Raw genomic sequence first — 13892 nt, 5'->3', positions numbered from 1 at the left:
GAACCAAGGAAAAAACGCCTCAAGGGCATCTCAGCTACTCGTCAAATTGATCGAGTTTTTGCTCCCGTTGCTGTTCCATTTCCTGCTTTTGTTGGTCAATTTGTTGCTGAATATCGTCCCGGATGACAGCGTATTGATCGTAAATCGGGCTTTGCTTGAAGCTCTCGGTTTGGATTGGCGTAATCATCGCAGCAATACCCACAAGCATGAGCACCAGCGATTTGCCCGCATTTCTGAGATCGACGACGATGTAAATCAGTTGGGCGAAAGGCACAAATAAGTAGGCCAAGCCCCAAGCCCAATGCTTGATGAAAGCGCGGACGATTAGCGCCCAACTTGCGACAAAGACCCACAATGCGCCGAGACCGATGACGATTGCGTGCCAGTAGTCCTGCATGACCAGACAAGCAATGCCGCCAAGAATCAGTGTGACCGCGAAAAAAGCCGCTTCAAACGAGCCGAGGCCGATGCTCTCAAAAAAGCCGATATTGGCATTTCTGGCTCGAGGGGGGGGGGGCGTTTTGGTTGCGGGCGGGGGGGCTAGGAAATCGGCGACAGAGACGCTTGCGGTGGGGTCATCATCCTTCTGGTTAACTTTGGCGTAAGAGCGTCCTTCACCGAGCTTGAGTCGTTGCACTGGCTCTTCACTGGTGGTTTCGTGTGGTAGTGGTTTGTGCGGTGGCGGCGTAAACTCGGGGAGTTGGCTCAGGGGTAGCCATTCCGCCATCCCGTTTTTCCATACTGGCGTAGCTTTGGTTATCTTAGTGGTTTGGACGAAGTTTTTGATTTCGTCTTCGGTAAATGGGCCGACTTGTTGCCCGTTATCGGCATAGTACCAAATTTTTTCGTTCTCAGTTGTCATCGTAGATTATGGTTGAACGACATTAAACAGATCCACGCGCACATGGCGAGAACCGATGAGTGGATTTAAGCGATTGCCCCGAGCGCTGGAATGAGACACAAGGTCGCGATGCTCGGAGTAGTCTTTCCCAGTCAATTCGAAGGCGCGGAGTTTTTGACGCGAGTCAAGGACAAGGCACCAGCGCGTGTACAGCGTGATTTGCCGACTTGGCTTGGTAAGTTAGCGGGCCACGAAATCGCGGTTGGCGTCATTGGCATGGGCCCACCACATTGCGCTTCGAGAGTGGACGCTTTTATTGGCTATTACCAGCCGAAGATGCTTATTCTGGCGGGATTTGCGGGGGCGCTGGACCCTGCGCTCAAGCGCGGCGAGGTCATTATAAACCGTGGTGAGGGTAGTATTCACACAGCGAGCGACGTTATCGCCACGGCGGAGGATAAGGCGCGACTACTCCGCGAAACAGGTTCTCCGCTGGTGGACATGGAAAGTGCGCATGTCGCTGCGATTGCGGAGAAACGAGGAATTCCGCTAATAGTCATCCGCGGAGTCAGTGATTTGGCCGATGAGGCTGTGCCAGTCGATATTCTGTGCCATAGCTATGACCAACAGCGTGGGGTAACAACACCTGCCAAGCTCGGGTTGCATCTGGCGACACACTGGGGGGACATTGGCCGGCTAATGCGTTTCCTGAAGCCTCTGTCCAAGGTGCGGCGCAGCTTGACCAGCATCGTGATTTCCGAAGCTTTGCGCTTGAATACGGCAGAGGCAGGCTAATTACATTAGCCTTGTCGTGAAATGACGGGTGTATCGATAAATGGGATTTACTATTAATTATCGAAGTGGGCTTGTAAAAGTCTGACTGGTCGTGCTTTTGTCATGCATGAGTAATCGCAAGGCAGTGGTAATTGGCAGTGGTTTTGGCGGTTTGGCAGCAGCGATCCGCACTCAAGCCAAGGGCTACGATGTTACGCTGTTGGAAATGCGGGACAAGCCCGGCGGTCGCGCTTACGTCTATAAGGACAAGGGCTACACCTACGACGCTGGGCCGACGATTATCACCGTGCCTTTTGTACTGAAGGAGTTGGCGCAGGTTGCTGGCAAACGCATTGAGGACTACGTGGAGATCGTGCCTTGCGATCCGTTTTACAGGATCTATTTCCAAGATGGAAAAGTTTTTGACTATCGCGGAGAGCAACAGGCGTTGGAGTCCGAAATCGCGAAGTTCAGCCCAAGCGATGTTGCGGGTTATCGCCAATTTTTGGAGTATAGTGAAAAAATCTTCGACCGAGCTTTCACTGATCTTGCCGATCATTCATTTCACTCGTTCTGGGAGATGATCAAAGTTGCGCCTGACCTGATTCGCTTGCGGGCGGAGAAGTCTGTTTACAACCGGGTGAGCCACTTCATTAAAGACCCGCAACTGCGACAGGTCTTTAGCTTTGAGCCTTTGCTCATCGGTGGCAATCCCTTGCGCTCGTCGGCCATTTACGCGATGATTCACTACCTGGAAAAAACTTGGGGCGTGTTTTTCGCGATGGGCGGCACCGGGGCGCTGGTCAGTGGTTTAGTGAAGCTGTTTGAAGACATTGGCGGCAAGCTTGTCCTCGGAGCACGTGCGGAGGAAATTGTCGTCGAAAATGGCCACGTAAAGGGTGTTCGCGCATCAATCGGATCGCAGGAGGAAGACTTGGCCGACACCGCTCGTCAACCGGGCTATCGCTTTGAAGCGAGCAGCGAAACGTATTTCGAAGCCGAGATTGTGATCAGCAACGGCGATGTGGCGAATACCTACCGTAAGCTGGTTAAGCCCGAGCATCGGCGAAAGTGGACGGACCCGAAATTGGAGCGCATGCGCTACGCAATGAGCTTGTTTGTGATCTACTTCGGCACAGACCGGACCTACGAGCATTTGCCGCACCATAGCATTGTGCTGGGGCCACGCTACGAAGAGTTGCTTGGTGACATTTTTGATCGGCGTATTGTCGCCGAGGATTTTTCGCTCTACCTGCACGCACCGACGCGCACCGACCCCAGCCTCGCGCCTCCGGGCGGAGAATGTTTTTATGTGCTCAGCCCAGTGCCAAATCTCAAGGGAGGACAGGATTGGGCCGACATTAAAGAAGACTATGCGGACCGTATTCTGGCGTCACTAGAGAAGGATCATCTTGTGCCTGATTTGCGGAAGCACCTTGTTTCGAAGTTGATTTTTACGCCGCAGGATTTCCATGACCGCTTGGACGCTTTCCAAGGCAGTGCATTTCAGTTTGAGCCATTGTTGACGCAAAGCGCGTGGTTCCGCCCCCATAACAAGAGTGAGGATGTGGAAGGCTTGTTTTTTGTCGGAGCAGGCACGCACCCCGGAGCGGGGTTGCCAGGTGTGATCAGCTCAGCGAAAGTGCTTGACCGCTTTATCGCATTGATAGGCTGAACAGGACAGTATCGTCCTTTGACTTACTTGATTTATCGGCCTTATCACTGTTGCGGATCATTATTTTGCCTTCGTATATCCAACGGTAGACGTTAATGCCCTTGCCGGAGCTGAACTTTATGCGTTTAAAGTCTAGTTCGCGGGTGCTGCCTCCGGTCTTAATGGAGACCGAGCACTCGTCGTCTTCATATGTCATCGGATCGGGCAACTCTTCTGCGGCTCGTTTAATTTGGTCAATCGTAGGTAGAAATCGGCGGCTCATTAGAAATGGTCGGCATTAGGTGTTATTAAAACAAACAGCAGTTGGCCAGGGTTACAGTTGAGTTAAATAAGTCATTAATGGCACGGGCCGTCAAACCTAACAGTCTGTCCGCAATTAAATTACTCTTTAGAAACATTTGATTTTGACAGCGCACAATCTAACAAGTGATTATGGCTAATCAATGTCATTAAGATCTGTTGGAATGATTTCTAACAACTGTCCTGATAAGGTGTCTTTTTCGGAGATAAAGGGTGACTGACCTTATAAGGGATATTGTCAATCGACGGTGAAATTGGTAGTGCCAGCGCGTGTCTACTGAAGGCGATAATTGGGGTAATTGCTATATACGAAACTCGTGAAATCACTCAGTTTTTGCTGATTTGCCTGATGGAGATGGGTGTCGGTGAGCATGCGCTCAAGTGAGAGGCGTGATTCGTCCATCAAGTTTGGCAATTTCATATGATTGAGGTTTCCATCACGGAAGGCGTCGTTGGGGATTTTCGAGCGTAGGTCGTCCCACTGCTGATCCACATCCGTTTGTAGCGTAGTGACTTGGCGGAGGTAAGCCAAGCCAAGGCGCGAGGGAGTACGTTTTGTGTCCGCCAATGTACTGAAGATTAAGCTAAGGCTCGTTTCGCCGCGAATGGGGTCGACGCTGTCTGCCCGGTCCTTGTGGTGGAGGGCACCCGTATCATCGATGATAATGGACTCGCTGGGGAAAATGCGGCGGAGGAAATCTTGCAGTTCCTGACGGTAATCGCGCATGAGTTTGTTATAGCGCCCAAAATCACGCTCCTTCCAGCGCATGACATCGGGGTCCTGCTCGATTAGGTAATTAACGTTTTCGGGAAGTGGATAAAACCGCGGTTTGACCAGCTCCCGATTAAGCAATTGGATGCTTTCTTCGAAACTGACAATATTCTCATACACACCGAGCTTGAGCAGAAACGGGCGGTTGAAACGTGTGGCGTCCAAGTAGCCGTAATAGATTGTTGGTTGGTCGCCGCGAAGCTGTTCCAGATCAAACTTATCCCACGGTGCCAAAATAGGGGTCATTTGTCCGGGGAGTAGCAGCACGGCACCTTGTGGATGTGCTTCGAGCACGCCCGCTGCCACGATCTCTGCACCATTTGCCCCGCGCAGGCGTATTCCTTCTGGAACTGACTGCGCATGGGAGGTGCCGACTACAACAACGAGCAGTAAAGTCAGCCAAATCTGGTGCATGCGGGGCGGCATGCTGTGTATCTAAGAGTGAAAACCGAAAAGGTGAAAGGGAAAAAACGGGGCGAACTCATCAAGAGTTCACCCCGTCGTATCAGAAATCGAGATTCACGATAATGCCTCAATGGGCATGTTCGTGCTTTGGCGTGCGCTTTGTTAGTCGCCGAATGATTACGTAGAAGACCGGCGTGAGGAAGATACCTGCCAGCGTTACGAAGAGCATACCTCCAAAGACCGGTGTGCCGAGTGCTTGGCGCATTTCCCAGCCCGCGCCCGTAGCGATCATCAGCGGGATGACGCCTAGGATGAACGCAAACGACGTCATCAGAATAGGCCTTAAGCGTAGGCGTGAGGCCTCTGACGCTGCGAGGTACGTATCGACCCCGTCGTCCTCCTGTTGCTTGGCGAATTCCACAATTAAGATCGCGTTTTTAGCGGCCAAACCAATGAGAACAACGAAGCCGATCTGATTCAGGATATTGTTATCCATGCCGCGATACCAGAGCAGCCAGATTGCCCCAAACAGGCTGATTGGAACGATGATAATAACCGCGAGCGGTAGCGACCAATTCTCATACTGAGCGACCAGCACAAAGAACACGAACAGCACTGCCAATGGGAAAATATACAAACTGGAATTGCCAACCTGTTTTTCCTGATAGGCCAAGTCAGTCCATTCAATGCTCATACCAGGCGGCAGGATTTTAGCGGCGAGCCGCTCCATCGTATCCAGAGATTGTCCCGTGCTGTATCCCTCGGCGCTGGAGCCCTGAAGCTCGGCGGCAGGATATAGGTTATAGCGCACCACACGATCAGGTCCAGCGATGGACTTGACGTTGACCATTGAGCCGAGCGGTACCATTTCACCTTGGGCATTGCGCGTTTTTAGGCGAGTGATGTCTTCCTTTTCGTCTCGGAATTGAGCATCGGCCTGAGCCGTGAGTCGATAGGTGCGGCCAAACAGATTTACGTCATTAATGTACAGCGAACCGAGGAAAACTTGTAACGTATCGAAGATATTATTGAGGGGCACGTCGAGCATCTTGGCTTTTTCACGGTCCACATCCACATAGAGCTGTGGTACGCCGGCGCGGAAGGGAGAGAAGACCTGCGTGAGGCCGGGCTCTTGGCTCGCGGCCATCATGAGCTGCATTGTTGCGTCTTGCAGGGCAGGGTAGCCCAGGCCTGCACGGTCTTGGATTTCCATTTTCCAGCCCCCGCCATTGCCGATGCCGCGCACTGATGGTGGCTGGATGACGATGACAAATGCGTCGCGGATATCGCCCAGCTTGGCCCGAAGTCGCCCGATAATGGCATTCCCGCTAAGCTCCGGGTCCGTGCGTTCATCAAAGGGTGTAAAGGGGGTGAAGATCGCCGCGGCATTGGTCGCGTTGGAGAATGTTGCTCCGTTGAAACCAGCGAAGGCCACTGCGTTAGCAACGCCCTCGACTTCGAGCGCACGCGCTGCTACTTCTCGCACGAGTTCATCCGTTCGGTCCAGCGATGCACCATCAGGCAACTGCAACACGATGATGCCGTAGCCTTGGTCTGTTGGGGGGATGAAGCCGCCGGGCACGAGCTTGAAGCCCCATGCTGTTAACGCGATCAGAGCGGCGAAAATTACCGTAGCTGTAAAGCCCATGCGCACGAAGCGCTTGACGATCGTGGAATAACCATTCGTAAAGCGGCTAAATGCCCAATTGAAAGCGCGAAAAAACCAGCCGAAGAAAAAGTTGATGATGCGTTGAACGAGGTCGGGCTTGGCACCATGTGGCTTGAGTAGGATGACTCCCAATGCCGGGCTGAGCGTCAGCGATACGAAACCGGAGATGGCAACCGAGAAGGCAATGGTCAACGCGAATTGGCGATAGAATTGGCCGGTAATTCCGGGCAGAAACGCCGTTGGCACGAAGATCGCGGCCATGACCAGCGTGGCCGAGATAAGCGGCCCGGTAATTTCGTCCATCGCCTTGCGCGAGGCGTCTCGATTGGAGAGCCCGCGGTCAAGGTTTCGCTCGATGTTTTCCACGACGACGATGGCGTCATCCACCACAATGCCGATTGCGAGCACAAGGCCGAAGAGGGAAAGGTTATTGATCGAAAAGCCGAAGACCGCCATCGCGGCGAAGGTGCCGATCAGCGAGATCGGAATCGCGGTCAGCGGAATCAATGATGCGCGCCACGATTGCAGAAAGACAATGATGACTATGATCACGAGGATGATCGCCTCGATGATGGTATGGAAAACGGCGTCCACCGACTCACTGATGAAGACTGTGGGGTCGTAGATAATCGCGTAATCGAGGCCGGGGGGGAATGCTTCCGCGAGCACCTTCATTTGAGCACGGATTTCTTGAGCCGTCTCAAGTGCATTTGAGCCAGGTCGCTGCTGGATGGGCATCGCGACAGCCGGTGTCGTGCCCATGTAGTTATTGACGTTGTAATCCACCGCGCCGAGTTCAACGCGAGCAACGTCCTTGAGATAAACAATCGTTCCGCGCTCGTCGCGTTTGACAACGACGTCCTCGAACTGCTCGACCTCACTGATGCGCCCTAGCGTGCTGACATTTAACTGGAAGGCACCTTCCGCAGCATTCGGTTGCTGACCGATGATGCCCGCTGAAACTTGGATGTTTTGTTCGCGTAAGGCATCCACGATATCGCCTGCCGTGATGCTCAAGTTTGCCATGCGCTCGGGGTCCAGCCAGACACGCATGCTGTATTCGCGGGAACCAAATGTGCGCACCGAGCCCACGCCATCAATGCGGCGGAGGGATTCGCGGATCTGCCGAATTGCGTAATTACTAACGTATTCTTGGTCGAGGCTGTTGTCGGGCGAAAACATCTGCACTACAAGTAAGAGATCAGGGACGCTCTTTTCGACGATCACGCCGATCTGCTTGGTTTGCTCCGGCAAACGAGGCTCAGCCACGCCAACTCGGTTTTGAACCAACACTTGCGCAGTGTCCAAGTCGGTCCCGAGCTTAAAGGTGATCGTAATCTGTACGGAGCCGTCCGCGGTGCTCGACGAGGCCATGTACATCATGTTCTCTACGCCGTTGATTTCCTGTTCGAGCGGAGCCGCAACGGTGTCCGCAAGGATCTCTGGCGTGGCGCCAGGCAAGCTGGCGCGTACTACAATAGTTGGCGGCGAAACTTCCGGGAACTGCGAGGTCGGTAGCCCGAAAAAAGAGATGCCACCAATAATCGTAATGACCAGCGACAGCACGACGGCAAAACGAGGCCGGTCGATGAAATAATGGGAAATGCTCATGTCTCCAGATGCTTTGGAGGGTTATTATTATTGGGCAGCGCTTGGCGCTTCACGTGGTGTGACCGGCATGCCGGGCTGCAGGAATTGCAAACCGGACACGACGACGCGCTCGGTGGGTTCGAGCCCAGAACGAATAACGCGGAGCTTCTCGTGGATGGGACCGATTTCAACTGTCCGTCGTTGGACAATATTATCGTCGCCAACGACCCAAATGAATTTGAGTTCTTGGTCTGTTTGAACCGCTAGATCGGGGATTAGCAATCGCTCGGCTTCTTTCGAGGCTGGTGTCCGTACTCGTGCAAACATGCCAGGTGTCAGGAACGAATCCGGATTCTGTAGGAGGCCGCGGACGCGGATCGTTGCTGTGCCTGTGTTAAGTTGATTGTCTTTGAAGTTAATGACGCCCTGATGGCTGAATTCGGTTTCGTCGGATAGCTGAATTTCGACCGGCATGTGCCCGTTGTCAGCTCGGCCAGGAAGTTCACCGGATCTGATGCGCCGTAGGCCTTCCAAGTAAGTGCGTTCGTCGACATCGAAATAAACGTAGATCGGGTCTTGCGGGACAATGGTTGTCAGCAAGGTTGATTGCGCGCTTCCGCCTTGGACAAGGTTACCTTCAGTTAGTCCGTAGCGCCCTGCGATACCACTGATTGGTGCCCGGATTTTAGTGAATTCCAGGTCGAGCTCCGCCGCATCGAGTTCTGCTTGTGCGGCGAGCACATCAGCTTTGGCCTGAAGAGCTTCACTGTTGCGCACATCGAGCTGTTCCCGGGATATGGCGTTGGAATTGATCAGGTCTTCGGCGCGCTTTTTGTTCGCATCAGCGAGCGTTTGCGCTGCCTCGGCTTGGGCGAGACGCGCCTTACCGACATTCACCACCGCGGTGAATGGGCGTGGGTCGATTTCGAAGAGCAGGTCGCCTTTTTGGACTGCCTGACCTTCCTCAAAATTCACGGTCTGTAGATAACCGCTAACACGGGCGCGAATCTCAACGCTTTCAACCGCTTCCAGACGACCGGTGAAAACTGCCCACTCGGTGATCGGTTTCACGACGGGTTCGACGACATTAATGTCTAGCGGCGGGCGTGCTGCTGGCGCGGCTGCTTCCGGCTTGCAGCCAGTCAGGATTAAGACCGCTGTGGCGGCTGCGATGTAAAGTTGGTAGCGCGTTTTCATGGATACTTTCTTAAAAAATGATTACCAGCTGCCGCCAATTGCTCGGATGAGACGGACGGAATTAACATATTCAGCCCCGATAGATTCCGCTAAACGGCGTTGGCTATCCAAGGCAGTGCGCTCGGAGTCCAGGGCAGTGATGAAGTCGATCAGCCCACCATCGTATTGGCTGCTGGAGATTTGTTGAGCACGTGCGGCGGCATTGGCTGAGTCGGACTCTGCAACCCGCTCTTCGCGGATGTAGCGCCACGAGTCTACGGCATCTTCTACTTCGGCAAATGCAGCCAAGATGGTTTGCTCGTAGTTGTCGATGGACTCAGCGTAAGCGAGTTCTGACTCGTTCAAGTTAGCACGTAAGCGGCCGCCCTCAAACAAGGGGATGGAGACTTGTGGCGAGATTGCCCAAAAGCCAGCGCTGGACTTAAACCACTGGGCCGCATCAAGAGCGGAGAGGCCTATATCGCCTGCAATAACAATTCGCGGGTAAAAGTTTGCAGTGGCAACGCCGATTCGCGCATTGGCGGCGACAAGTTCGCGCTCGGCCTGACGTATGTCCGGGCGACGCAGTAGAAGTTCCGAGGGCACGCCAGGGGGGATATTGGGTGGAGTGCCAACAAGGGGCATAATCTCCAAGTCGAACGTTGGTGCAGGCTGTCCTGTTAATACAGCGAGTGCATTAATTAGAAGTGCTTGGCTGCGCTTGAGACGGGCATAGTCGGCTCGGGCAGAGGCCAGAATCGATTCCGCCTGAGCCACATCGAGATCGCTTACCGCGCCGCCTTCAAAGCGCTTGGTGACGACGTCCAGGGACTTTTGGCGTGTGCCCATGCTTTCGCTCACGTAGCCAAGTTCGGATTCGATTGCGCGAATTTGGAAATAGGTGGAGGCGACCTCGGTTTGGATAAACAGACGAAGGTCTTGAAGAGCCTCCTGTTCGGCGTTCGCATCTGCAGTCGCTGCTTCAACGAGCCGTCGGACGCGGCCAAACAAGTCTAATTCCATCGCGGCGGCAGCGCCGACGTTATAGACATTCTGCTTGCTGTCACCGTCGAGTTGAAGTGTTTCCTTACTGAGCTTTTCCCGGGTATAGCTGGCCTCGGTTCCGATCTGGGGTAGGCCTTCAGCCTGTTCTCGCCGGATCAGTGTTTCCGCACGCTGCCAGCGATTGAAGGCACCGCGCAAGGTTCGATTCTGATTGTCGGCGTTTTGTATCAGGTCATTCAGCGTAGGATCGTTGTAAACCAGCCACCATAGCCCGCCTTCGGGTAGAGGGGGGGGGAGTGGGGCACCATCCATGTCTTGCAAGCCGGAGTAGCCGGCGGGTGATGCAAATTCGGGTGCCTGATAATCTGGCCCCACGGTGCATCCAACTAAGGCAAGACCTGCGATGATCGTTGCCCCTCGAAGGACGGAAATACTGTAATGGTTGGATTCAAACATCTGTTTTAATAGATGACTAGATAGTAAAGAAATGGGATATTTCAAGCCGTATTGATGTTTTTTTGAAAAAAACGTTAGATCGCCTAAGCGAGCTGTGTTTTTAGGCCGAGTATTCGCTGATAGCTGGCCTTGAGATCTTTCATGACTTCTGGGTCATTCGCGATTCGCGCACGTGAAAACATACCTTCGTAACAACTGAAAAGACAGGCGGCTGTTGCCTCCACATCATCAGTTTGGATCAAGCCTTCAGAGACAGCGTCGCGGACGGCCGTGGAGAAATAGCGCATGATCCGCGACAAGAGGTCGTTAACCATATTGCGCAGGTCTTGATCGACGTTGCACATCTCTTGGCCGACCGTAAATAGGCAGCAGGCGAGAATTTTGCCCTTTTCTGCCTTTAATTTTAAAGTCTTTTCATAAACGATGTCTGCGTGGTCGAGTAGTCGGTCGACACCGTTTTTGCTGGGGGAGAACACCGTATCCATTTTTTCTTGGACATTGGTTTTCCAGTAGGTTTCCAGTGCGTCCAGTGTCAGTTCTGTCTTGGATTGGTAGAAGTAATAGAAACTACCCTTTTTGACGTCGGCCTGCTGGCAAATCTGATCGATGGTGACCATGCCATACGAGCGCTCCCACATCAAATCTGTTATCGATTCGATAAGTCGTGTTTTGGCATTGCTGGTTCTTCCCATGAATTTAAAATAGTCGACTGTTTAGTAAAGTAAAGCGGAAAACTGATTTTGTTGAACGGATGTAACATTCTTTTTGGTAATCCAAATACCGGTTGGCCAGCCTTTATATCATTAGGGCTATTTGGTGTTACGATCAGTTTCAGCGATAATGCTTTACACGGTGGGGTAGTAGGCCTATCACCATCGCCCCTTCTGTTGCTCGTAATCCCGTCGATCGTGCGATGGTTTTAAACGAAAGAAGGACATGCTTAATTTTTTCCGTAAACGATCAGCCAATCTCAAAGACGATTTGCTTTCTGGGCTCACTGTTGCACTGGCATTGGTACCAGAAGCAATTGCGTTCGCCTTTGTAGCGGGCGTGTCGCCGATCATTGGGCTGTATTCGGCATTTTTTATGGGTCTTTTGACCGCTATTTTCGGCGGCCGGCCTGGGATGATTTCCGGCGCAACGGGTGCGATGGCGGTCGTTATCGTCTCGCTCGTAGCCATTCATGGCGTGGAATATCTCTTTCCGACGGTGATTCTTTGCGGGGTTATCCAGATTCTAGCTGGCATCGGTAAGCTAGGCCAGTTCATCCGCATGGTGCCGCATTCGGTCATGCTGGGCTTTGTCAACGGCTTGGCAATTGTGATTTTTATGGCGCAGTTTGGCAGCTTTAATACCGTCAACGACGCAGGTGAATTGACCGCCTTGGGTGGGCCGGCGCTTTATATGATGCTGGTCCTCGTAGCCATAACGATGCTGATCATCTGGCTGCTGCCAAAGTTCACCCGCGCAATCCCCGCTTCATTGGCGGCTATTCTCGTGGTGACAGGCCTTTCGCTGGCAATCAACAAAGCTGCTCCTGAGAGCTGGACGGCGGAAAATCAGCCCCATGCAATGCTGACTGTGGGCGATATGCTACGGACCAACACCACCGCAAGTGCCACGAAAGAGGTCAAGGCGAAGCTTGGCGAAACAGCTGACCAGGAGGCCATTGATAGCGCAGTAGCGGCAGCGATTGAAGCAGAAGGCGGCATTTCTGCCGGTCTGCCTAAACTTTACTTTTTCGACAGCCAGTATGAGTTCCTGCCTCCGATGAATTTGGCGACGCTTTGGATCATTTTTCCATTTGCGTTGACCCTCGCCGGAGTTGGTTTGATTGAGTCGCTGATGACGCTTTCGCTGATCGATGAAATTACCGAAACTCGGGGTCGCGGCAATCGCGAATGCTTTGGTCAGGGCCTTGCCAACGTGGTTAGTGGTCTGTTTGGGGGCATGGGCGGTTGCGCAATGATTGGCCAATCGCTGATCAACGTGAACTCCGGTGGTCGTGGTCGTGCTAGTGGTATTACGGCGGCGGTTTGCCTGTTGCTATTCGTCCTCGTGCTGGCACCTTGGATTGAAATGATCCCAATGGCGGCGCTGGTTGGCGTTATGTTTATGGTGGTTATCGGTACTTTTGAGTGGGCCAGCCTGCGCACCTTTAAGAAGATACCGCTTAGTGATGTGCTCGTTATGATCGTCGTCGCGGCGTACACCGTGCTCATGCACGACTTGGCAACGGCGGTGATTATCGGGGTGATTATCTCTGCGCTGGTTTTCGCTTGGCAGCATGCTACGCACTTGGGCGCAGAGGTCATAATAAAGGACGATGGCAGTAAAGTTTACCAACTTCATGGCCCGCTGTTCTTCGCCTCAGTTTCATCATTCAAGGAATTATTCGATCCACGCGAAGACCCGGATGAGGTCGTTATCGATTTCTATTTCACACGTGTCTATGACCAGTCTGGTTTGGAAGCGATCAACGGCTTGGCGGAAAAATACCGTAGCCTCGGCAAGCGCTTACACCTGACACACCTTTCTCCCGAGTGCCGTAAGCTGCTCGATAAGGCCGGCGACATGGTCGAGGTCAATATGTCCGAAGATCCGCAATATCACGTGGCCACGGATCGGCTGGGATAAGCCTAATTCATTGATAAGGCGCAGTGGCTTGATTGATAATCTAGGCCCTGCGCAACTCATCAAATGCCGTCATCGTGTCTCGCGCGAAGTCTTCCCAAGTGCGGAAAGTGCGGGCGCGGGCTTGAGCGGTGAGGGCTTCACGTTCAGCGGGGTTATTGAGCAGGCGCGCGATTACGGTGGCGAGCTGCTCGGCGGATGGCTCGGAAACGGTGGCGCAACCACCCTCGGCGGCGACTTCGCCCAAGGCACCGCTGGCTGCGACAACGCAGGGCTTGCCAAAGGCAATGCTTTCCAAAACGGGTAGGCCAAAGCCCTCCATCAAAGACGGATAAATGGTAAAATCACAATTGCGATAGGCCTCGATCAAGGCCTCGTCGCTAGCCCCTTTTTCCCAACTGACCGGGCGTCCGGCTTGAAGTAATGTAGCAAGCTTATCGGCGGCATGTTGGCCGGTTTCTGCGTTTAGGTTGCCAATAAATTGCAGTTTAAATTGTTGGCCGTCAGCCCAGAGTTTTTCCGCGGCTTCGAGCAGTGCGATTTGGTTTTTACGTCCCTCGAATGTGCCCACACATAGTAGTGAGGGGGGGGGGCT

General features: G+C 53.2%; 11 protein-coding genes. 3 read left to right on the top strand and 8 right to left on the bottom strand.

The window, feature by feature from the left end:
- Positions 1–34: 34 nt before the first annotated feature.
- Complete coding sequence (locus tag IE065_RS08385) at positions 35–862, bottom strand: DUF4339 domain-containing protein (protein ID WP_189513880.1); 828 nt, start codon at positions 860–862, stop codon at positions 35–37.
- A gap of 90 nt (positions 863–952) precedes the next feature.
- Between IE065_RS08385 and IE065_RS08380 the strand changes: the two genes are divergently transcribed.
- Entirely contained in the window at positions 953–1636 is a 684-nt protein-coding gene (locus IE065_RS08380; RefSeq protein WP_189513878.1) for a 5'-methylthioadenosine/S-adenosylhomocysteine nucleosidase family protein, read from the top strand.
- Between the two features lie 106 nt (positions 1637–1742).
- The gene (locus tag IE065_RS08375) at positions 1743–3290 is read left to right on the top strand and encodes a phytoene desaturase (protein ID WP_189513875.1); all 1548 of its coding nucleotides are present in this window, start codon (positions 1743–1745) and stop codon (positions 3288–3290) included.
- Here the strand turns inward: IE065_RS08375 and IE065_RS08370 are convergent.
- The 6 genes from IE065_RS08370 to IE065_RS08345 all read right to left on the bottom strand — a co-directional run bounded on the left by IE065_RS08370 (position 3271) and on the right by IE065_RS08345 (position 11355).
- The gene (locus IE065_RS08370; protein ID WP_189513872.1) at positions 3271–3552 is read right to left on the bottom strand and encodes a hypothetical protein; all 282 of its coding nucleotides are present in this window, start codon (positions 3550–3552) and stop codon (positions 3271–3273) included. The two genes, IE065_RS08375 and IE065_RS08370, sit on opposite strands and share 20 nt — an antisense overlap.
- Before the next feature lie 312 nt (positions 3553–3864).
- A complete protein-coding gene (locus IE065_RS08365; RefSeq protein ID WP_189513868.1) occupies positions 3865–4788 on the bottom strand; it encodes a hypothetical protein in 924 nt (307 codons plus the stop codon).
- A gap of 106 nt (positions 4789–4894) precedes the next feature.
- Complete coding sequence (locus tag IE065_RS08360) at positions 4895–8047, bottom strand: efflux RND transporter permease subunit (RefSeq protein ID WP_189513865.1); 3153 nt, start codon at positions 8045–8047, stop codon at positions 4895–4897.
- Positions 8048–8074: 27 nt separating this feature from the next.
- Positions 8075–9223, bottom strand: a complete 1149-nt coding sequence (locus tag IE065_RS08355) for an efflux RND transporter periplasmic adaptor subunit (RefSeq protein ID WP_189513863.1) — start codon at positions 9221–9223, stop codon at positions 8075–8077.
- A 21-nt stretch (positions 9224–9244) separates the two neighbouring features.
- Positions 9245–10663 carry an efflux transporter outer membrane subunit gene (locus IE065_RS08350; protein ID WP_189513860.1) on the bottom strand — a complete coding sequence of 473 codons (1419 nt, stop codon included), beginning with the start codon at positions 10661–10663 and terminating at the stop codon, positions 9245–9247.
- An 83-nt stretch (positions 10664–10746) separates the two neighbouring features.
- The gene (locus IE065_RS08345; protein WP_189513857.1) at positions 10747–11355 is read right to left on the bottom strand and encodes a TetR/AcrR family transcriptional regulator; all 609 of its coding nucleotides are present in this window, start codon (positions 11353–11355) and stop codon (positions 10747–10749) included.
- A gap of 244 nt (positions 11356–11599) precedes the next feature.
- On the opposite strand from IE065_RS08345, the gene IE065_RS08340 reads away from it, so the two are divergent.
- Positions 11600–13300 (top strand): SulP family inorganic anion transporter, encoded by a 1701-nt coding sequence (locus IE065_RS08340; protein ID WP_189513854.1) that lies wholly within the window; start codon positions 11600–11602, stop codon positions 13298–13300.
- Between the two features lie 40 nt (positions 13301–13340).
- Here IE065_RS08340 and IE065_RS08335 read toward each other — a convergent pair.
- Positions 13341–13892: glycosyltransferase (locus tag IE065_RS08335; RefSeq protein ID WP_194500016.1), on the bottom strand; the 552-nt coding region annotated here is incomplete at its 5' end.

This window comes from Cerasicoccus arenae (assembly GCF_014651635.1).
In the GTDB taxonomy this organism is placed as follows: Bacteria; Verrucomicrobiota; Verrucomicrobiia; order Opitutales; family Cerasicoccaceae; genus Cerasicoccus; species Cerasicoccus arenae.
This window is presented reverse-complemented; position numbering and strand designations above follow the sequence as displayed.

What these genes read in the sequence shown, in the direction of transcription:
- IE065_RS08385 (WP_189513880.1), bottom strand. Translation starts at nt 862, where the DNA reads ATGACAACTGAGAACGAAAAAATTTGGTACTATGCCGATAACGGGCAA.
- IE065_RS08380 (WP_189513878.1), top strand. Translation starts at nt 953, where the DNA reads ATGAGACACAAGGTCGCGATGCTCGGAGTAGTCTTTCCCAGTCAATTC.
- IE065_RS08375 (WP_189513875.1), top strand. Translation starts at nt 1,743, where the DNA reads ATGAGTAATCGCAAGGCAGTGGTAATTGGCAGTGGTTTTGGCGGTTTG.
- IE065_RS08370 (WP_189513872.1), bottom strand. Translation starts at nt 3,552, where the DNA reads ATGAGCCGCCGATTTCTACCTACGATTGACCAAATTAAACGAGCCGCA.
- IE065_RS08365 (WP_189513868.1), bottom strand. Translation starts at nt 4,788, where the DNA reads ATGCCGCCCCGCATGCACCAGATTTGGCTGACTTTACTGCTCGTTGTT.
- IE065_RS08360 (WP_189513865.1), bottom strand. Translation starts at nt 8,047, where the DNA reads ATGAGCATTTCCCATTATTTCATCGACCGGCCTCGTTTTGCCGTCGTG.
- IE065_RS08355 (WP_189513863.1), bottom strand. Translation starts at nt 9,223, where the DNA reads ATGAAAACGCGCTACCAACTTTACATCGCAGCCGCCACAGCGGTCTTA.
- IE065_RS08350 (WP_189513860.1), bottom strand. Translation starts at nt 10,663, where the DNA reads ATGTTTGAATCCAACCATTACAGTATTTCCGTCCTTCGAGGGGCAACG.
- IE065_RS08345 (WP_189513857.1), bottom strand. Translation starts at nt 11,355, where the DNA reads ATGGGAAGAACCAGCAATGCCAAAACACGACTTATCGAATCGATAACA.
- IE065_RS08340 (WP_189513854.1), top strand. Translation starts at nt 11,600, where the DNA reads ATGCTTAATTTTTTCCGTAAACGATCAGCCAATCTCAAAGACGATTTG.